The organism is Bacteroides cellulolyticus, assembly GCF_025567135.1.
GTDB classification, from domain to species: Bacteria; Bacteroidota; Bacteroidia; order Bacteroidales; family Bacteroidaceae; genus Phocaeicola; species Phocaeicola cellulolyticus.
In genome coordinates this window covers 56,002-77,440 of record NZ_JAOQJJ010000009.1, presented here as the reverse complement: position 1 = coordinate 77,440, position 21,439 = coordinate 56,002, and the positions used below count along the sequence as shown (strand labels likewise).

Below are 21,439 nucleotides of genomic sequence, written 5' to 3'. Positions count from 1 at the left end.
AACTAAACAATCAATTTAAATTACAATGACAAATTACAAACATGTAGCTTTAATTCTATCTGCCGGAATTTTGATGGGCAGCTGCGGTATGAGCAATACTGCTAAAGGTGGTATGATTGGCGGTGGCAGTGGAGCCGCTTTAGGAGCCTTAATCGGCGGATTGGCAGGAAATGGAAAAGGTGCAGCAATCGGCGCTGCTGTAGGTGCTGCCGTTGGTACAGGAGCCGGAGTACTGATTGGAAAGAAGATGGACAAGGCGGCTGAAGAAGCAGCTAAAATAGAAAACGCACAAGTGGAACAGGTGACAGACAACAATGGCCTGCAAGCTGTAAAAGTTACTTTTGCTTCCGGAATATTATTCAGTACCAGCAGCTCAACATTAAGTGCATCAGCAAAAAGTTCATTAACTGATTTTGCAAACAATGTACTCAAACAGAACCCTAACATGGACGTGGTAATCTATGGGTACACAGACAACACTGGATGGAAAAACTCTACAGCTGCTGAAAGCGTACAGAAAAACATTGAACTATCAAAGCAACGTGCGGCAAGCGTTTCGGGTTATCTTCTGGCTTGTGGCGTATCAGGAAACCAAATAAAAGCAGTAGAAGGACTTGGTGAAGAAAATCCTGTTGCCAGCAACAATACAGAAGCTGGACGTCAGGAAAACAGACGTGTTGAAATTTATATGTATGCCAGTGAAGAAATGATCAAACAAGCCGAAAACGGTACACTTCAATAATAAAAAAAGTTGTTCAGGATAACCTGAACAACTTTTTTTATTTTACTCTTATCACCCTTACCCCGGTATGTTTTTTCCTGTCTTTCAGATACTCATAAAGTGACATACGGTCAATAACAACCCTACCATACAAAGATGAGGCATGAAGAAGATGGATATTACCATCAACCCAAATTGCAAATCCCAAATGCAATACGTCAAGACCGTCTATATTAGTGGTTAGAGCAAGTATATCACCATTACATATATCAATATTATTATATGTCTTCAGGTAATCCTTTGGGATGTAAGGCATATCATAATTTCTCCATTTTTCCTCTATACGCAACATTTCACTTACCGATAATGAATCTCCTTTCAAATGACGGTACAACAAGGGATGCTTTGTCATATAATTTATAGAGAAATGTCTTTGCGAGTGATTACTACGAGATGTAACCTCATACAAAATTCCTTTTTTTTCATTATCAGCCACCCAGTCTGAAAAATAATGCAGTCTTGACGAATATCCTTTTATCACTCCATCACGATATCTGATTTTGGTGAGCGCTTTTTTAAAATCATCATATCCGCCATGCTCTATCTTTGAAGCCAGATACATTGCCAGTACGGTTTCTACATATGTAGTGCAATCTACCGAATCAGTCCGCACAACCAGACTTTCATTTTCATTGACATCCAATGTCCCTCCACAATAAGGTATCCCAATCATACTCCTTGCAAAGAACATTATTCTATCTGCATCTGACTTTAAATCGGCCTTTGCACTGTTCTCTATTATACTGTCAACAAATAATGAATCGTGACTTATGGAGAAAGCCGGATTGGCAAGCAATGATATTACAATGAAAATAAAAAGCTGTTTATTTATCATCTACAGGTTCCCCTTTCAAAATAGGTAATGTGATTTTATACTTGACTGCTATTATACGAACTATAAAGACTGTAGCTCCGCAAGCTATTTGCGAAATATAGCTTTCAAAACCTACAATAGAACATAACCATAAAACGATTCCACCTACCACGCATGCCATGGCATATATTTCCTTTCGGAATATAAGCGGAATTTCATTGATGAAAACATCACGAATGACTCCACCGGCAGCACCTGTAATGCTTCCCATGATTATCGCTACCCAAAACGAATATCCTAAATCAAGACTTTTTGTAGCACCTACCACTGTAAACAATGCCAAACCTATACTGTCGAATATAAAAAATGTATTATTAAGATGTATAAGATATTGACGAAACAGTATGACAAAAAACATTGCCAAAGCCGTACAGATAAGATACATAGGATCGATCATCCAGGCAGGGGTTACATCTAGAAGCAAGTCACGTAATGTACCACCGCCAATAGCCGTTGCAAGACCAACCACATAAGCGCCAAACCAGTCAAAACTTTTTGCAGAAGCCAATCTGATACCACTTATTGCAAAAGCAAAAGTTCCTATAAAATCAAGTATCTCAACAAAAGATGGAATTTCAAACATATATAATTACAAATTATAAAAATCACCATGTATAATTCAAACCAAAACTAAACAGTTCCTGCAGCTGGAAATAACTTTCATCAGGCTCTTTGGTTACCCCATCGTCATATCTTGCGTGAACAAACAGTTTTGTAGATAAGTACTTATTCACTACAAACGTGAAAGTATTTTCCCATTCACTGAACACCTTCTCGTAATTGGTTGTATAAGAGAATTTCGATTCCCACAATAATGACGGGATAATTTTCCATGTCAAAGTGGCATTAATACGCGAACCTAATACATTTTCACGCTTATGACCTTCTTCGATATTAAATTTCGTAGGATCTACCTTATCACTCCTTACACTATACAAAGTGTAGTTTATAGGGTTAAGCAGTACAGACAAATCTACTTTTCCATCTTTTACAAACTTATAGTCCATACCAAGACCAATGTTAAGAGTAGCCGGTGAAAGTAAAGCAGATACCAGATCGTCCGAATTAGTAGCGTAGTTTGAGAAGAACTGTGTCTGGAATTCACCAGAGAGTGTATAATACCAATTTTGTATCGCCTTATATCCCAACTTAGATGTAAGACGCAGCAAGTCGTTGTTGGCTTTATATGTATGTACCGTATCGGATGGCGCTGTTATAAATCCGAGCTTCCATTCCAATTTTGTTTCAAACTGTGTTTTCTGCTTATCATCGTATTTTACCTGCCATGTAAATCCGGAAACAAGCGATTTAGTACTTTCACCTCCTTTATACCAGTTTTCAGAAATATAGTTTTGTGAGAACTGAAGATATCCGTTTCCTCCATATGACCAGAAATTAGGCTTCAACACCAATAATTCAGAATCAGACATTTGATCAAAACCGGCATTGTTCTGTATCAGACTTATGATATTATCTTCACGATGCGCTGAAGTCATGTCTTCGGAAGACATAAAATCAAGTCCTCTCAAGCTAGTCTCGTTCTTTTTTACCAATTGCGGATATTGCACATAAAAATCAAGCAACTGTCTATTGATACGTCTATCTACCTCGGATGATATCTGCATATGAGGCATACCGATTTCCAACATTGACGCCTTACGCAAAGAGTCATTCACAAGTATATCTCGCGGGAACCACGAATCAATGCTTGAAGCCTGATCAAATGACTTGGAATAATATGTAAGAGGCACTACGAATTTATAATAATCAGACTTCATATCTATCTCCGACAACGAGAGATAAATATCATCCCATCTTTCTTGTGCCCATTCCGAATATTTTCTGTAGTCAGAATATATTTTATTGAGTTCTATAACCGACTTTGGAATAACCACAACAGGCTTTTGCGGAACGACTTTCTTGGCGATTGTATCTGATTTCTTAACCAAAACAGTGTCAACATTTGACTTCAACAAAGAATCAGCCTTTATTGAATCAATCGCCAATGTATCATTGTTTATACTATCTTTTACTTCCTTAAATATGGTTGTATCATTCAACAATAAATCAATATCAATTACAGAATCAGGAGAAAGAGTAATGATTGAATCCTGCACCATAGAATATCCTTTTAAATCTGAAGCAAAAGAATAATCAAATAAAAAACTATTAACAAATAGAGATGCCAATAATAATAAAACAGTTAATGATTTCATCGTTATATTTTTGTGTTTAAACTTATCGCAAAAATACAAATATTTCTTTTATACTATATTATATATCATGGAAATATGTAACAAGAATGAAACTTCTTGCACAATTAATAATGTTTTGCCTTTTTACTCCTTGACTTTCGGCTTTTTTTTATAAATTTGCACACTTGTAGAAATATTTCTTATTGAATCAAATTTTTAAACATACATTATTGTGGCAGAAACAAAGTACATTTTCGTAACAGGTGGTGTTGCCTCTTCATTAGGTAAAGGTATCATTTCATCTTCAATAGGTAAATTGCTGCAAGCAAGAGGCTACAGCGTGACTATCCAAAAGTTCGACCCGTACATAAACATTGACCCGGGTACTCTGAATCCGTACGAGCACGGAGAATGCTACGTTACAGTTGACGGACATGAAGCCGATCTTGACCTTGGACATTATGAACGTTTCCTTGGTATCCAGACTACTAAGGCCAACAACATTACCACAGGACGTATTTACAAAAGCGTAATTGACAAAGAACGTCGCGGTGACTATTTGGGAAAGACTATACAGATTATCCCTCATATCACTGATGAAATTAAACGTAATGTTAAATTACTTGGTAACAAAAACCAGTTTGATTTCGTTATAACAGAAATTGGTGGTACTGTAGGTGATATCGAATCATTGCCATACCTTGAAAGTATCCGTCAGTTGAAGTGGGAACTTGGCAGAAACGCCTTGTGTGTTCACCTGACATACGTTCCTTATCTTGCTGCTGCCGGCGAATTGAAAACAAAACCGACACAGCACTCTGTAAAAGAACTTCAGTCTGTAGGTATCCAGCCTGATATTCTCGTATTACGTACAGAACATGAACTGAGCCTTGGATTGAGAAAGAAAGTAGCATTGTTCTGCAATGTTGACGAGAATGCTGTAATCCAGTCAAAGGATATGCCTACAATCTACGAAGTTCCTCTCCGCATGCAGGAACAGAAACTTGATGTTACAATTCTTGAAAAGATGGGATTGCCTGTAGGCGAAACACCTAGCCTTGGTCCTTGGAAAGACTTCCTGAACCGCAGATACAACGCTACAGAAAAGGTAAGAATTGCATTGGTCGGCAAATACGATTTGCAGGATGCTTACAAATCTATTCTTGAAGCATTGTCACAGGCTGCTACTTACAACGACCACAAGGCAGACATTCATTTCGTGAACAGTGAAAAGCTTACTGATGACAATATTGCCGAAGCTCTGAAAGACATGGACGGTGTTATCATCTGCCCGGGATTCGGACAGCGCGGTATCGAAGGTAAATTTGTTGCAATCAAATATTGCCGTACACACAATGTTCCTACATTCGGTATTTGCCTTGGTATGCAGTGTATGGCTATCGAATTTGCAAGAAACGTACTTGGCTACGAAGATGCAAACAGCCGTGAAATGGACGAAAAGACTCCTCACAATGTTATTGACATCATGGAAGAACAGAAATCTGTTACTAACATGGGTGGAACAATGCGTCTTGGAGCTTATGAATGTGTACTCGACAAAGATTCAAAAGCATATGAAGCTTACCAGAGCGAACACATTCAGGAACGTCACCGTCACCGCTATGAGTTCAACAATGACTACAAGGAAGAATATATTAAGGCAGGAATGAAGTGTACAGGTATCAACCCTGAATCAGATTTGGTTGAAATCGTAGAAATACCTGCTCTGAAATGGTTTGTAGGTGTTCAGTTCCACCCTGAATACAGCAGTACTGTTCTGAAACCACATCCATTGTTCTTGTCATTCATTAAAGCAGCTATTGAAAAGTAATTAATAAACTACTAAGAAAAAATGGATAAAAACACGTTAGTAGGCTTCGTCTTGATTGGAGCTGTTATAATTGGTTTTGGTATATATAACACTCCTAATCAGGAAGAAAGAGCTCGTGCGCAACATTATCAGGATTCTATACAGCAAGTAATCAAGCAGAAAGAAGAGCTGATGCAGAAACAGGAAGCCGCAGCCGAACAAAAGGCTATGATGGTTGACTCTACTTCTATCTTCTTTAATGCTACAAAAGGAACTGAACAATTCATTACTTTGAGTAATGATCTTATTGATTTGACAATATCAAATAAGGGAGGACGTGTCAGTAAAGCTGTATTAAAGGAATATAAAGACCAGAAGAAAGAACCGCTTGTACTGTTCGACGGTACTGACGCTTCGTTAAATATCGGATTAGAAGGCAAAAATGAAAATATCATGAGTAGCCAGATGTATTTCGATGCAACAAACGTAACAGACAGTACAGTAACAATGCGACTGAACGCCGCTAATGGCGGTCATCTGGATTTCTGCTACAAGCTTATTCCAAATTCATACATGGTGAACTTTACAGTACAGGCTACAGGAATGCAGAATTTCTTCTCGCCTTCTGTCAAGACCATGACTATCGACTGGAAGCAGAGAGCACGCCAAATGGAGAAGGGTTATACTTTCGAACAGCAGTACACTTCTTTGACATATAAGCCTGTAGATGACAACTTCGACAATCTTGACAAGGCTAAGGATGAAAAAGAATCCATCAAAGAAGTTCTTGACTGGGTAGCTTTCAAAAACCAATACTTCTCATGCGTGTTCATGGCTGAGAAAAATTTTGAGAACGCTACATTGGAATCGAAAATGGAACAGAAAGGCAGCGGCTACATGAAGAACTATCATGCAGACATGCAGACTGCTTTCGACCCTACAGGTGCGCAGCCAAGCAACTTCCAGTTCTATTTCGGACCTAACCACTTCAAGACTCTCCTTGCAAGCAACGATTTGAGTTTTGCAGACAAAGATCAGGAACTTGAAGACCTGGTTTATCTGGGATGGCCTATTATCCGCTGGATAAATCGCTGGTTCACAATCAACCTGTTCGACTGGTTGTCAAGCTGGGGACTGAGCATGGGTATGGTTATCCTGCTTATGACTATCATCGTTAAGGTTCTGGTTCTTCCTACAACATGGAAATCATTCATTTCATCAGCTAAGATGAGAGCATTGAAACCATACGTAGAAAAGATTAATCAGAAATATCCGAAACAGGAAGATGCACTGAAGAAACAACAGGAAACAATGGCACTTTACAGCCAGTACGGAGTAAGCCCGATGGGAGGATGTCTGCCTATGCTGCTTCAGACACCGGTGTTCATGGCATTGTTCTTCTTTGTTCCGAACGCAATAGAATTGCGCCAGCAAAGTTTCCTTTGGGCAGATGACCTTTCTGCTTACGATGACTTGATTAGCTGGAGCACTTCAATACCTCTTTTGGGTAATCACTTGAGTCTGTTCTGTTTGTTGTTCAGTGTTACAACAATTATCAACCAGCTGGTTATGATGAAACAGCAGAATATGGGTGATAATCCTCAGATGGCGGCAATGAAATGGATGATGTACATCATGCCTGTGATGTTCTTCTTCATATTCAACGAATATGCATCAGGATTGAGTTATTACTACTTCATATCAAGTTTGATTGGTATCCTCACTACATGGATCATGTACAAGGTTACTGACGAAAAGAAACTCCTTGCACAACTTGAAGCAAACAAGAAAAATCCGGCTCAGATGAAACAGAGCAGCCTGTTGTCAAGACTTGAGGCTTTGCAGAAAGAGCAGGAACGCCTTCAGAAAGAACGCCAGGAGAGAATGAACAAGAAATAACATTCTGACACCGATAATAATATTGTCATTCAGAGATAAGATGTTCTCTCTGGATGACAATATTTTTTATTGTAAAACACATAAAAAATACAACAATGAATAAAAACCTAATCACAATGACTGCTGCTACATTAATGTTAGCCACATCAGGATGCGTAAGCACCGAACAGTCTGCCGAAAATGAAGCGACCATAATAGGCAAACAGGAAATAAAAATTGAAGACGGGCGTCTGACTCCGGAAGTTCTTTGGGCTATGGGACGTATAGGAAGTTCAACTGTTTCGCCTGACGGAAAGAAAATAGCATATACAGTTTCATACTATAGCGTAAAAGAGAACAAAAGCCATACTGTCATTTACATAATGAATGCAGACGGAAGCGAAAACAAGCTCCTCACTACTACTGCTGCAAGTGAATATGAACCTGCATGGATCAAGAATGGAGAAAAACTCGCATTCCTTTCAAATGGTCAGATATGGGAGATGAATCCTGACGGTACTGAACGCAAACAGCTTTCCGATTATGAAGGAGGAATAGACGGTTTCAGTTTTTCACCTGACGGAAACAAGGTATTGTTTATCTCACAAGTAAAATATGGAGAACGTACAGTTGACAAATATCCTGACCTGGACAAAGCTACAGGTATGGTGATTGACGATCTGATGTACAAGCATTGGGATGAATGGGTACAGACTGTTCCACATCCTTTCATAGCCGATTTTGACGGAAACAAAGTTGGTACAGCTACAGATATAATGGAAGGTGAACCATATGAATCGCCAATGAAACCTTTCGGAGGTATCGAGCAGCTGACTTGGAGTAACGATTCAAAGCAGATTGCATACACATGCCGCAAGAAGACAGGCTTGGAATATTCTGTTTCTACAGATTCTGACATCTATCTTTACAACATCGAAAGCAAGGAAACAAGAAACCTTTGCAAAGAAGATGCAAATGACAAGAACATGGGGTACGACACAAATCCTCTGTTCTCACCAGACGGAACAATGATTGCATGGCAAAGTATGGAACGCGACGGATATGAAAGTGACCGCAACCGCCTTTGCGTAATGGAACTGGCCAGTGGCAAAAAAACATACGTCACAGAATCATTCGAATCGAGTGTTGATTCATACTGCTGGGCAAATGATAGCAAGACACTATACTTCACTGGTGTTTGGCACGGAACAAGCATGATTTACAACACTAACATTAATGGTGAAGTAAACAAACTGACTGACGGTATGTACGACTATGCTTCAGTAGCATTACTTAATGACGGACAGCTGTTGACAAAACGTCACTCAATAAGCGAAGCTGATGAACTTTATACTGTATCACTGAACGATAATAACTCAGTAAGCCGTATAACAAAAGAAAACGACCATATCTTCAGCCAGCTCAAAACAGGTAAAGTTGAGCCGAGATGGACAAAGACAGTTGACGGCAAACAGATGCTTTCATGGGTTATATATCCTGCCGATTTCAATCCAAACAAAAAATACCCTACCCTTCTGTTCTGTCAGGGAGGTCCTCAAAGCCCTGTCAGCCAGTTCTGGAGCTACAGATGGAACTTCCAGATTATGGCAGCCAACGACTATATAATCATAGCCCCTAACCGCCGCGGACTTCCGGGTTTCGGTATGGAATGGCTTGAAGATATTAGCACTAACTACGGCGGCCACTGTATGGACGATTATTTGAGTGCAATAGACGATATAGCAAAAGAACCATATGTTGACAAAGACCGTTTAGGATGCGTTGGTGCAAGTTTCGGAGGTTATTCGGTTTACTGGCTTGCCGGACACCACAACAAACGTTTCAAGGCATTTATTGCACACGATGGTTTCTTCAACATGGAGCAGCAGTATCTTGAAACAGAAGAACTCTGGTTCACTAACTGGGATCTGGGAGGTGCTTACTGGGAAACTGAAAATCCTGCAGTAAAACGTAGTTACGCAAACTCTCCTCACCTCTTTGTTGAGAAATGGGATACCCCTATCCTATGCATCCATGGTGAAAAAGACTACCGTATTCTTGCTTCACAGGGAATGGCAGCCTTCAATGCTGCCAAACTGAGAGGAGTTCCTGCACAGCTACTTGTTTTCCCTGATGAAAACCACTGGGTGCTGAAACCACAGAATGGAGTTTTGTGGCAACGCACATTCTTCGCATGGTTGGACAAATGGTTGAAGAAGTAATATCATGGTACAGCAAGTTGAATTTTCACTCAGTCCGAAGAGGAAAGGATTTCATCTGGTGACACAGGAGATAATGAAAAACCTCCCTGTACTGCCTGAACAGGGAATACTGAACCTCTTCGTAAAACATACAAGCTGCGCACTGAGTATAAACGAAAATTACGATCCAAGCGTACGCTCAGATATGGAACAGATTTATAATCGCCTTGTAAAGACTAACGAGCCTTACTATAGTCATACAGACGAAGGTGAAGACGACATGCCAAGCCATGCAAAATCGAGCTTGACAGGAGTCTCAATAACCATCCCGATTACAAACGGACGGCTAAACCTGGGAACATGGCAAGGCATATATCTTTGCGAGTTCAGATATTCCGGAGGAGCACGTAAAATCGTAGCGACGATAATATCATAATAAAAGCCAAGAGACCGTCTCAAAATAAACTTGGAATGGTCTCTTGGCTTTTATTTACGAACAAATTTTATTTTTCAAAAACAAGTTTTCCGAAAAACTCAGGACAGTGGAAACAAGGTTGAGGCAAGTTTATCGGACTCCATGAAAGGAAATGCGGAGTCTGAAGCAGGTCGCCACACTTATAGAAATTACCACGAAGAGTCATTCCTGACAAATCTTTTACGTCATGCTTGAAAAGTGATGATGCAGGAATAATCAGCGAAAGTTCCCAGCTGCAATCACCTATACGCTCTTCAAACGGATCGTTTCCCAATGAAGACCATCTTTTCACATTTTCAAGAACATTCTGAGGAGCATGGTGTCTGTCACCTTTCTTTCCGTAATTAACAAGCAGTTTGCATGCACAGTTACATTCAAAGTTATAATATTCTTCCTCTCCTTCAAAGTTTACAAAAAACTCACAACATGAATCTTCCCAAACTCTACCTAAATCGGCAGAAGCAACAGCTCTCACACTTGCCTCTGAAACTACAAAATTTAGCAGAATAGCATCACCGGTATGTAATACTCTGAATTTTACATCAGGAGAATAAGGGAAATCAGACCAATTAACAACATCAATAGAATTGAAGTTTACCGACAAATCATTCATCAGTTTACCTACCTGTTCAGCGCTTTCTACGCCACCGGCAACCTTCTTAACTGTAATTTCTTTCATTATTAATAAAGTTTAGACATATGGTACTTTGCAAATATAGCAATATTTTCGCAACTGCCGCACCTATTCTTCAATAATTTAAGATTTAAGCTTTAATATTATAAATATATTTCCTTACTTATCTTGATTTTATCTTTTCTCCCAAAAACTAGGAGCAAACATCAACAATATACCGAAAAGCTCAAGACGGCCGATCAACATTAAAAAAGAAGAAACCCATTTTGCCGCATCAGGAAGAGCACTCCATGAAAATGCTGGTCCAAAACTTCCAAAACCCGGCCCAACATTACCTATACTGGATACAGCAATTCCCATGGCTTCAGTCATTTCAAGACCTATTACCATAAAGATAAACCAACCTACAAATGTACATATTAAGTAAAGCATTGCAAATGTTGTTACCGTCGATATAGTAGAAGTAGAAACGGACTGACCGTTAACCTTAACTGGAAGCACGGCACGTGGGTGCATTAGCCTGTTGAATTCATTCTTCACATTCTGAAGAATAATGAGCAGACGCATTGATTTCATTCCTCCAGCCGTAGAACCCGTACAACCACCCGCAAACATTATATAAACTATAAGTATAAGCGTAAAATGTGGCCATGTAGAATAATCATCTGTGGCATATCCACATGAAGTATGGATTGTTACAACCTGGAAAAAAGCACGACGGAATGCCAGTTCAAGACCATATCCTTTTATGAAATACAATGCAAAAGTTATTATTGCAGTGACAACACCTACAGATATCAGGAAAAATCTGGTTTCCGCATCCTTAAACCACCTGAAAGTTTTTCCTTTCAGAATGAGGAAATAAAGAGAATAGTTTATTGCAGCCAGCATTGTAAATATGGTTATCACATATTCTATAAAAGGAGAATTCCAATAGGCAACACTACTCTGTTTAGTAGAAAATCCTCCTGTTGCAGTAGATGTAAACGAATGGCATACGGCGTCAAATACTCCCATACCACCAAACCACAAAAGAATGGCCTCTACCGCAGTAAGAACCAGATAAACCATCCACAATCCCTTTGCCATCTTACTTATCTTAGGATGGATTTTATCATGATTTACCCCAGTAGCTTCGGCAGAGAAAAGTACCTGGTTTCCCACTCCGAATATAGGCAATATTGCTATCGTGAAAAATACTATACCAAGTCCTCCGATCCATTGAGTAAAACTTCGCCAAAACAACATTCCATGAGACAAAGACTCTATATTATCAAGTATTGACGCACCTGTAGTGGTAAATCCTGACATGGTTTCAAAAAACGCGTCAGTCACAGAAGGGATACTGCCACTTATATAGAACGGCAGCATACCAAAGAGTGTAAAAAAGAGCCATGTAAAAGCAACGATACAATATCCGTCTCTGCGTGAAAGTCTTTTATCGGCATTCTTACCAAAGAAAAACAATATACTCCCAACACCAAAATTTATTAGCATGGAATATACAAAATATATATAGTCACTTTCATTATAGAAAAGAGAAACCAAAGTGCACACCAAAAACATCATCCCCTCAAGATAAAGAAGTATGCCCAAGATTCTGAATATCATTTTACGGTTCAACAGGCTATGACCACGACCGTCTTCGACATGCATTTGTGTACTGATGAAGTCTTCCATATCGTTTATAAATTAAAAAAGAGGCCATAAGCCTCTTCTATCCGTCGGGGTACCAGGATTCGAACCTGGGACCCCCTGCTCCCAAAGCAGGTGCGCTAACCGGACTGCGCTACACCCCGAAAGTTTATTAATATTTTAAAGATATGTATCTTCTTTCATTTTGTCGGGGTACCAGGATTCGAACCTGGGACCCCCTGCTCCCAAAGCAGGTGCGCTAACCGGACTGCGCTACACCCCGAAAGTGTCTGATATTTTGAAGATACATCTTCTTTCTCATCTTGTCGGGGTACCAGGATTCGAACCTGGGACCCCCTGCTCCCAAAGCAGGTGCGCTAACCGGACTGCGCTACACCCCGAAGATGTTTTTGCATATTTGATTTCTTTTACCTTGTCGGGGTACCAGGATTCGAACCTGGGACCCCCTGCTCCCAAAGCAGGTGCGCTAACCGGACTGCGCTACACCCCGAAGGCGTTTTTCTCAAATGCGGTGCAAAGATACATGTTTATTTTTAAACAAGCAATAGTTTGTACAATCTTTTTTCAAAAAAATGCTTTGTCGTTTTAAATCGAATGACAAAGCATTTTGTTTAAAACGACAAAGCGTTTTTATAAAACATTTCAGGCATATCAAAAGCCTATATAATTATATCCGTATATAAAGAACATACAGACGATATTTCTGTGACTTTATTTCTTAAGCATCAATGTCTTGAACGGTGCAGGATAAGGAGTTTCAAACTGCATCACCTCACCGGTAACAGGATGATAGAAGCAAAGTTTGAATGCATGAAGCGCCAATCGGCCAAGAGGATCAGTCTCGCATCCATATCGATGGTCTCCAACAACCGGATGTCCTAACGTCTGCATGTGCACGCGTATCTGATTTTTACGTCCTGTCTCAAGATTGAGTTCAACCAGAGAATAACCATTTGCACGCTTTATTGTCTTGAAATGAGTAATAGACAGCTTGCCGCCATCATCATAATCGCATGAACTTACGTATAGTTTACGGTCTGTCAGCCATGACTTCACGGTACCCTGATCTTTTTCCATATCCCCCATTACTATTGATACATAACGGCGGTCGAACACTATGTCATGCCAATTGTCACGCAAAGTATGCTGTGTTTTCTCATCTTTGGCATACATCATTATACCTGAAGTTTCACGGTCAAGACGATGCACCACAAACACTCGGTTTCTTGGATGCTGACGTTTTACGTATTCATTCAGAATATGCTGTGCTGTACGTTCTTTCTGACGATCTGTTGCTACAGAAAGAAGCCCCTCCTTCTTTTCCACCACAATCAAATAAGCGTCTTCGTACAGTATATTAAGAAGCGGGTTATGGAATTCATGCTTGTTCTTCTCCTTGCTAATCTGAACCTTCATTCCTGGTTTAAGAGGAAAGTTATAATGTGTCTGGATATTATTATCAACCATAACTACACGATTTGTAAGCAAAGCCTTAACTCGTGTACGGCTTATTCCGGACATTTTTTTCATAAGGAATTCCATCAGCTCAGACGGCTCCGTTACATTATATACAGTATATTTTGCAGCCGCACGTGCCACCGGACGTCTTTCCGGTCTGTTTTTTCTTTCTTCCACTTTTTTCTGTTTTTAGTTTGAACTTATACTTTCCTTTTCTCAAGGAGTACCACATTCTCCACATGATGTGTATGAGGGAACATATCAACAGGCTGCACAGCCATTACCTTATACATAGGATCAAGCAACTGCAAATCGCGTGCCTGTGTGGCCGGATTACAGCTTACGTAAACAATTCTTTCCGGAGCGGCAAACATTATCACATCTATCACATCATTGTGCATTCCGGCACGTGGAGGGTCGGTAATAATAACGTCAGGACGTCCGTGTTCATTGATGAAATCCTGAGTAAGTATATCCTTCATGTCGCCTGCATAAAACAGAGTATTATCTATACCGTTTATTGCAGAGTTCACCTTTGCATCTTCTATCGCTTCAGGTACATATTCAATACCTATTACTTTCTTGGCCTGGCGCGAAACAAAGTTGGCAATAGTTCCTGTTCCTGTGTAAAGGTCATAAACAAGTTCGTTTCCTGTAAGTCCGGCAAACTCTCTTGCCACTTTATACAGATTATATGCCTGTTCGGAATTTGTCTGATAGAATGATTTAGGTCCTACTTTAAATCTCAGACCTTCCATTTCTTCGAATATATGATCGTTGCCCTTGAATACCTCTACATCAAGATCTCCAATGGTGTCATTACATTTATTATTAATAACATACATAAGAGATGTTATTTCAGGGAATGAATCGGCCACAAACTGAAGTATCTCCATCATCTTGGCACGGTCATCGTCTGTCACAACCTTACATTGTAACAAAACCATCAATTCGCCTGTAGAAGACGTACGCACCATCATGTTACGAAGCAATCCTTCCTGCGAACGGAGGTCGAAGAAAGAGAAATTATGCTCGTACGCATAATCACGTATCGCATTTCTTATCCTATTTGAAATATCGTCTTGAAGCCAGCACTTCTCTATGGCCAGAACTTTATCAAAAGCCCCCGGTATATGGAAACCAACGGCATTCATCTGGTCATACTTTACATCCTGTTTCACTTCTTCCTCAGTAAGCCAGCGCTTGTTTGAAAATGTAAATTCGAGTTTGTTTCTATAGAATTTGGTCTTCTCCGAACCAAGTATAGGTCTGAATTCCGGAAGTTCTACCTTTCCTATACGTGTGAGATTATCAAAAACCTGTTTCTGCTTATACTTTATCTGATCTTCGTACGAAAGACACTGCCACTTACAGCCTCCACATACACCATAATGCTGACAGAAAGGTTCTGTCCTCATAGGAGATTTTTCGTGAAACTTCACTGCCACTGCCTCAGCATAATGGTTCTTTTTACGTTTCACTTGCAGGTCAACCACATCTCCCGGTACTACATAAGGTACGAACACCACCAAATCGTTCACTTTAGCCAAGGCCTTGCCTTCTGCGGCCACATCTGTTATCGTTACCTTTTCCAATAAAGGTAGTTCTTTTTTCTTCCTTGCCACGTTATTTTTCAATAAAACCAATTTGGGGCAAATTTAGTCATTTTTTCTGACAAAACACCATGATTTCAAAAATAGTTATTTTTGCTATATAGACATAGCAAAAACATGTTGTAGAATATAATATATATGTTTGTTTATATACAAATAATATATAGTTTTGCCATCGTTAAAGAAAAACAGACAGTATTTTACATTATTTACGGTCTGCACAAAAGGATAGAAACTAATACTTAAAATAACTAATAACTTTAAAAACCTTATCATTAAAAATGGAAACAAAAAGAGTCTATACCTTCGGAAACGGTAAGGCCGAAGGAAAAGCAGACATGAGAAACTTACTTGGGGGAAAAGGTGCAAATCTTGCAGAAATGAATCTTATTGGCGTTCCGGTACCTCCAGGCTTCACCATAACTACAGATGTATGTAACGAATATTACGCCGAAGGCAAAGATAAAGTAGTAGCCCTGCTTAAAGAAGATGTAGAAAAAGCCATCAAAGGCGTAGAAGAACTTATGAAATCAAAATTCGGCGATGTAGAAAATCCGCTTCTTGTTTCAGTACGTTCAGGTGCCCGCGCTTCAATGCCCGGTATGATGGATACAATTCTAAACCTCGGACTTAACGATGAGGTAGTAGAAGGTTTGACACGTAAAACAGGAAACGAACGTTTCGCTTGGGACTCATACCGCCGCTTCGTACAGATGTATGGTGACGTAGTTCTCGGCATGAAACCTACAAACAAAGATGATATAGACCCGTTTGAAGCAATTATAGAAGACGTAAAGAAAGCTAAAGGTGTACGTCTGGACAACGAACTTGAAGTTGAAGACCTGAAAGAACTGGTAGTAAGATTCAAGGCTGCAGTAAAAGCTCAGACAGGAAAAGATTTCCCATCAAACGCATACGAACAACTTTGGGGAGCTATCTGTGCCGTATTCGATTCATGGATGAACGAACGTGCTATCCTCTACCGTAAGATGGAAGGAATACCTGCCGAATGGGGTACTGCTGTAAACGTACAGGCAATGGTGTTCGGTAATATGGGTGATACTTCAGCAACAGGTGTTGCATTCTCTCGCGACGCCGCTACAGGAGAAGACCTCTTCAACGGTGAATACCTTATCAATGCACAGGGAGAAGACGTTGTGGCAGGTATCCGTACACCACAACAGATTACAAAAATCGGTTCACAGCGTTGGGCAGCTCTTCAGGGAATCTCTGAAGAAGAACGAGTTGCAAAATATCCTTCTATGGAAGAAGCAATGCCTGAAATATATAAGGAACTCGATGCCATCCAGACAAAACTTGAAAACCACTATCATGACATGCAGGATATGGAATTCACAGTTCAGGAAGGCAAACTTTGGTTCTTGCAGACACGTAACGGAAAACGTACAGGTGCAGCTATGGTACGCATAGCAATGGAAATGCTTGAACAGGGAATCATAGACGAAAAGACAGCTATAAAGAGATGTGAACCTAACAAACTTGATGAATTGTTACACCCTGTATTTGACAAGGAAGCATTGCGCGCCGCTAAAACTCTTACACGTGGGCTTCCAGCTTCACCGGGTGCAGCATGCGGACAGATAGTATTCTTCGCTGAAGATGCCGCACAGTGGAGAGCAGATGGACAAAGAGTTGTTCTTGTTCGTATCGAAACCTCACCAGAAGACCTTGCTGGTATGACAGCTGCCGAAGGTATCCTCACAGCACGTGGCGGTATGACTTCACACGCTGCCGTAGTGGCACGCGGTATGGGTAAATGCTGCGTATCAGGTGCCGGAGCAATCAATGTTGACTATAAGGCCCGCACAGTGGAAATAGACGGTACTGTTTTGAAAGAAGGAGACTATATATCACTGAACGGTAGTACAGGTGACGTTTATTTTGGAGAAGTTCCGACAAAAGCAGCAGAGGTATCTGGTGACTTTGCAAAACTGATGAACCTGTGTGATAAATATACAAGACTTAAAGTTCGTACAAATGCCGACACTCCTCACGATGCGGAAGTTGCACGCAGCTTTGGTGCAGTAGGTATCGGACTTTGCCGTACAGAACACATGTTCTTCGACAATCAGAAGATTATCGCAATGCGCGAAATGATTCTTGCAAACGATGTTGAAGGACGTAAGAAAGCACTTGCAAAACTTCTTCCATATCAGAAGGCTGACTTCAAAGGCATATTCAAGGCTATGGACGGCTGTCCTGTAAATGTACGCTTGCTCGACCCGCCTTTGCACGAATTCGTACCACACGATTTGAAGGGACAGGAAGAAATGGCACAGGCTATGGGTGTGACAGTAGAATATATTCGTCAGAGAGTTGACAGCCTTTGCGAACACAACCCAATGTTAGGACATCGCGGTTGCCGTTTGGGTAACACATATCCTGAAATAACAGAAATGCAGACCCAGGCAATTCTTGGCGCAGCAATCGAATTGAAGAAAGAAGGCTACGATCCTCATCCTGAAATCATGGTTCCGCTAACCGGTATCCTTTACGAATTCGAAGCTCAGGAAAAGGTTATCCGCAAAGCCGCAGCTGAACTGTTCGAAAAAGAAGGAGTGGAAATACCATTCAAGGTAGGTACAATGATTGAAATTCCTCGTGCCGCTTTGACAGCCGACAGAATAGCATCAAAAGCTGAATACTTCTCATTCGGTACAAACGACTTGACACAGATGACATTCGGTTATTCTCGCGACGATATCGCTTCATTCTTGCCTGTATATCTTGAAAAGAAGATTCTTAAGGTTGACCCATTCCAGGTACTTGACCAGAATGGTGTAGGTCAGCTGGTAGAAATGGCAGTAGAAAAAGGTCGTTCAGTACGTCCTGATTTGAAATGCGGTATCTGCGGTGAACATGGTGGTGAACCTTCATCTGTTAAATTCTGCCACAAGGTTGGATTGAACTATGTATCTTGTTCTCCATTCCGTGTGCCTATCGCAAGATTGGCTGCGGCACAAGCTGCGATAGAGGAATAAGACTACTTTTTATGTACTATTGCCAAGAATGATAATCACAGACTTACAAATCACTTGCTAAAGTTGCATAAGATTCTGATTATCAATTCTATCTGAAAGTGGCGCAGGCTGCAATAGAGGAAGCATAAATAGTATAATATAATCATTGATTTAGGCTGTAATGGACTGTTTTTCAGACATTACAGCCTAAGTTGTTTTTAGACGGTTCGTGCATTTGACCGCAAAAAATGAGCCAAATAAACGGTACTTGCTTACAAATAGCTTACTAAACTGAGAGGGTACGCTTACAAAGAACTTACAAAAGTAAAACAACTGTAAATCAATAAGGTATGGCAACATTTAAGACTATTGTAAGGTATAAGCGAGCTGATGGCTTTTACCAAGTGTACATTCGAGTACTTCATCGTTCAAAATCAGGATATATTAAGACAGACAAATTCGTTACAGACAAACAACTATCCAAATCTGGAGAGATTAAGGATGCTGTTATAAATAAATATTGTGCACAAGAAATACTTCGTTATACCGAACTGGTAAACCGTAAAGATGTGTCAGGATACTCTGTAACAGAATTGATAGAATACTTAATGAACTCTGATATGGAAGTATGCTTTAGTGACTATGCAACAAAGTTCATTAATCGTATGGCCTCTGAAGGACATGAACGTAATGCTAAGAACTACCGTCTGGCTGTAAACCACCTCGAAAGATATTTGGGAACAACCAGAGTTATGTTTACTCACTTGTCATCTTCTGTTTTGACAAGATGGATTAATAGCCTTTCGTTAACGAACAGGGCGAAAGAAATGTACCCGACTTGTTTAAGACAGATATTCAAAAGGGCACTTATAGAGCTGAACGATGAAGAACGTGGTATCGTGCGAATCAAATACAATCCTTGGTTAAAGGTATCCATTCCTAAATCTGACAGTACGGTTCAAAGAGCCATCAGTGCAGAGGCATGTAGGGAATTTTTCAATCGCCCCCTACCGGAAACCAAAATGATTTCCTCTCTTCCGGAACTGGGCAGAGACGTGGCACTCCTATCCTTATGTTTGGGCGGAATAAACACCGTGGATATTTTTGAGCTTAAAAAAGAAAACTACAAGGATGGTATTATCGGATATAAAAGAGCTAAGACAAAGCACAGCCGGAAAGACGAAGCCTATATTGAAATGCGTGTGGAACCGTTCATTCAGGCCACATTTGACAAGTATCTTTCAGACGAGGATGACGAATATCTTTTCAAATTCCATAAGCGTTACAGCAATCCGGACAGTTTCAATGCCAACGTAAATATTGGAATCAGAAAGATATGTGCTGATATGGGAATGAAAAAGGAGGATTATTACTGTTATTATACTTTCCGTCATACATGGGCTACAATTGCCCAAAATGACTGTGATGCCAATCTGTATGAAGTTGCTTTCGGCATGAACCACAGTCATGGACTGAATATAACAAGAGGCTATGTCAAGATAGACTTCACTCCTGCCTGGGAACTCAATGCCAAAGTGATTGACTTCATTTTCTTCAGCAGCAAGAAGAGCAAGCAAGGCAAGGCACGTGACTTCGAGACACCGGCAGACAAGATGTTCCGTATCACCAAAAAGATGATGATCTATGGCCGTGCATATTTCAAAGGTGACGTTATCGGTGAAATAACAGACATTGGTTTCAGTAATGTAGACCAGGTTATTGACAGACTGGTTGAACAGTTGCCGAAGGATATTCCTACTGGATGTATGGTTCAGTTCCGTCTTATGAACTGTGATTCCAAGAAGGAAGTTGTATATGAAAGAAGCAAAGGGAAAGGATTCATGTAATCGACAAACTGGAACAAACCATTAACGCAAAGGGAGGATTCTACTTATCTTTATCAGAACCGTACCATTTCTCATATTGGTGCGGTTCCTTTCTATTTGTCCGGTTGATTCCAGGGCAATACTTCACGACCTATAAGTATGACAAAAACGAGTACGATGAGCTTCCATATAAGTATAAAGGTTTTCTTAACCAGCCATACAGCCAGACGTATGGCAATCCTCAAAAGCCAGAATACCAGCTTCAGGAGCAACATACCGATAATAAATACCGGCAACAGATATATAATCAACAACAATTCAAACATAACGTATAATATTTAGTGATATATAATAGCTTGTTTATTATATAAATATACTAAAAATCAATGAGATACAGAAATTTGCACAACACTATTTTCTTGTTGTTCGAGTAGATTTTCTACTGATTATCAGTGTTATATCACCATGATAACAAGGTATCTCCAGACTCTGAAAACAAGGTTATTCTGTCTGAATGTTTCTACAATACAAGTTCAGATAAAATAAGGTTTCCCGATAGCCATTTCATCAGCTTAATCAGCTACTAGATTATATTTTCCCTTTTATTCGGATTCCAATAACTTAGATAATCAGGTTACTTTTACCATGCTATCATGGTATCGGGACTACATATTATATTGGATATAGTTCTTATGATAACAATAGCCATCTATCCCATATAACTACATCTTGTGTGTTTTTGAAACTTTGGTTTATCCAACCATAGATAACGGAACATTGTTTACTGATTACTTCGATTTGTATGGTTCTATGATTGAATAATGCTTGTAGCATCTATTTCAGAACACACTGATATTGACTTGATAGGTTCTAGGACTCTATACAACAATATTCCGCTATATGGATATTCCAGGACAACCGGATGCTACAGCACATGGTAAGCAGGAATATGCCTCCAAAGAATTGTGTTGTTGATTTCGGTTTGCAACGGCAATCTCCGGTAAATTTGGGTGTAATAATCATTCCCGGAAGGTTTCGTTCTGACGTGCAGAGTTTT

General features: G+C 40.0%; 15 protein-coding genes and 4 tRNA genes. 7 read left to right on the top strand and 12 right to left on the bottom strand.

Features of this window, described 5'->3' with window-relative positions; all coding sequences use genetic code 11:
* Positions 1 to 25: 25 nt before the first annotated feature.
* Positions 26 to 742 (top strand): OmpA family protein, encoded by a 717-nt coding sequence (locus OCV82_RS09815; RefSeq protein ID WP_154044231.1) that lies wholly within the window; start codon positions 26 to 28, stop codon positions 740 to 742.
* A 37-nt stretch (positions 743 to 779) separates the two neighbouring features.
* Here the strand turns inward: OCV82_RS09815 and OCV82_RS09810 are convergent, their stop codons facing one another.
* From OCV82_RS09810 to OCV82_RS09800, 3 genes are read right to left on the bottom strand one after another with little or no spacing between them, the layout of a single operon-like run.
* Positions 780 to 1,616, bottom strand: coding sequence for an N-acetylmuramoyl-L-alanine amidase-like domain-containing protein (locus tag OCV82_RS09810; protein WP_154044230.1), 837 nt, complete (start codon positions 1,614 to 1,616; stop codon positions 780 to 782).
* On the bottom strand, positions 1,606 to 2,238 hold the full coding sequence (locus OCV82_RS09805) for a trimeric intracellular cation channel family protein (protein ID WP_375338092.1): 633 nt from the start codon (positions 2,236 to 2,238) through the stop codon (positions 1,606 to 1,608). Before OCV82_RS09805 ends, OCV82_RS09810 begins: the two co-directional genes overlap by 11 nt.
* Before the next feature lie 22 nt (positions 2,239 to 2,260).
* Entirely contained in the window at positions 2,261 to 3,775 is a 1,515-nt protein-coding gene (locus tag OCV82_RS09800) for a DUF3078 domain-containing protein (protein WP_154044229.1), read from the bottom strand.
* A gap of 307 nt (positions 3,776 to 4,082) precedes the next feature.
* On the opposite strand from OCV82_RS09800, the gene OCV82_RS09795 reads away from it, so the two are divergent.
* From OCV82_RS09795 to OCV82_RS09780, 4 genes are all read left to right on the top strand, one after another.
* Positions 4,083 to 5,681, top strand: a complete 1,599-nt coding sequence (locus OCV82_RS09795; RefSeq protein ID WP_154044228.1) for a CTP synthase — start codon at positions 4,083 to 4,085, stop codon at positions 5,679 to 5,681.
* 21 nt (positions 5,682 to 5,702) lie between these two features.
* Positions 5,703 to 7,559, top strand: coding sequence for a membrane protein insertase YidC (gene yidC, locus OCV82_RS09790; RefSeq protein ID WP_154044227.1), 1,857 nt, complete (start codon positions 5,703 to 5,705; stop codon positions 7,557 to 7,559).
* A gap of 95 nt (positions 7,560 to 7,654) precedes the next feature.
* The gene (locus OCV82_RS09785) at positions 7,655 to 9,760 is read left to right on the top strand and encodes a S9 family peptidase (RefSeq protein WP_154044226.1); all 2,106 of its coding nucleotides are present in this window, start codon (positions 7,655 to 7,657) and stop codon (positions 9,758 to 9,760) included.
* A gap of 4 nt (positions 9,761 to 9,764) precedes the next feature.
* On the top strand, positions 9,765 to 10,175 hold the full coding sequence (locus OCV82_RS09780; protein ID WP_154044225.1) for a secondary thiamine-phosphate synthase enzyme YjbQ: 411 nt from the start codon (positions 9,765 to 9,767) through the stop codon (positions 10,173 to 10,175).
* Between the two features lie 67 nt (positions 10,176 to 10,242).
* Here the strand turns inward: OCV82_RS09780 and OCV82_RS09775 are convergent, their stop codons facing one another.
* The 8 genes from OCV82_RS09775 to rlmD form a co-directional block, all read right to left on the bottom strand.
* Positions 10,243 to 10,893, bottom strand: coding sequence for a carbohydrate-binding family 9-like protein (locus tag OCV82_RS09775; protein WP_154044224.1), 651 nt, complete (start codon positions 10,891 to 10,893; stop codon positions 10,243 to 10,245).
* Between the two features lie 129 nt (positions 10,894 to 11,022).
* Complete coding sequence (locus OCV82_RS09770) at positions 11,023 to 12,528, bottom strand: TrkH family potassium uptake protein (RefSeq protein WP_154044223.1); 1,506 nt, start codon at positions 12,526 to 12,528, stop codon at positions 11,023 to 11,025.
* A gap of 44 nt (positions 12,529 to 12,572) precedes the next feature.
* A tRNA-Pro gene (locus OCV82_RS09765) sits at positions 12,573 to 12,647 on the bottom strand.
* 44 nt (positions 12,648 to 12,691) lie between these two features.
* Positions 12,692 to 12,766: transfer RNA gene (locus OCV82_RS09760), tRNA-Pro, on the bottom strand.
* A 43-nt stretch (positions 12,767 to 12,809) separates the two neighbouring features.
* Positions 12,810 to 12,884, bottom strand: a tRNA-Pro gene (locus OCV82_RS09755).
* A 35-nt stretch (positions 12,885 to 12,919) separates the two neighbouring features.
* A tRNA-Pro gene (locus OCV82_RS09750) sits at positions 12,920 to 12,994 on the bottom strand.
* 221 nt (positions 12,995 to 13,215) lie between these two features.
* The gene (locus tag OCV82_RS09745) at positions 13,216 to 14,139 is read right to left on the bottom strand and encodes an RluA family pseudouridine synthase (protein WP_154044222.1); all 924 of its coding nucleotides are present in this window, start codon (positions 14,137 to 14,139) and stop codon (positions 13,216 to 13,218) included.
* A 23-nt stretch (positions 14,140 to 14,162) separates the two neighbouring features.
* The gene (rlmD, locus tag OCV82_RS09740; RefSeq protein ID WP_154044221.1) at positions 14,163 to 15,587 is read right to left on the bottom strand and encodes a 23S rRNA (uracil(1939)-C(5))-methyltransferase RlmD; all 1,425 of its coding nucleotides are present in this window, start codon (positions 15,585 to 15,587) and stop codon (positions 14,163 to 14,165) included.
* A gap of 269 nt (positions 15,588 to 15,856) precedes the next feature.
* On the opposite strand from rlmD, the gene ppdK reads away from it, so the two are divergent.
* Both ppdK and OCV82_RS09730 read left to right on the top strand, forming a co-directional pair.
* Positions 15,857 to 18,577: a pyruvate, phosphate dikinase gene (gene ppdK, locus OCV82_RS09735; protein WP_154044220.1), complete on the top strand. Its 2,721-nt coding sequence runs from the start codon at positions 15,857 to 15,859 to the stop codon at positions 18,575 to 18,577.
* A gap of 329 nt (positions 18,578 to 18,906) precedes the next feature.
* Positions 18,907 to 20,403: a tyrosine-type recombinase/integrase gene (locus OCV82_RS09730; RefSeq protein ID WP_115648708.1), complete on the top strand. Its 1,497-nt coding sequence runs from the start codon at positions 18,907 to 18,909 to the stop codon at positions 20,401 to 20,403.
* A 92-nt stretch (positions 20,404 to 20,495) separates the two neighbouring features.
* On the opposite strand, the gene OCV82_RS09725 is transcribed toward OCV82_RS09730, so the two are convergent.
* A complete protein-coding gene (locus OCV82_RS09725) occupies positions 20,496 to 20,708 on the bottom strand; it encodes a hypothetical protein (protein ID WP_115648707.1) in 213 nt (70 codons plus the stop codon).
* Positions 20,709 to 21,439: the final 731 nt, after the last annotated feature.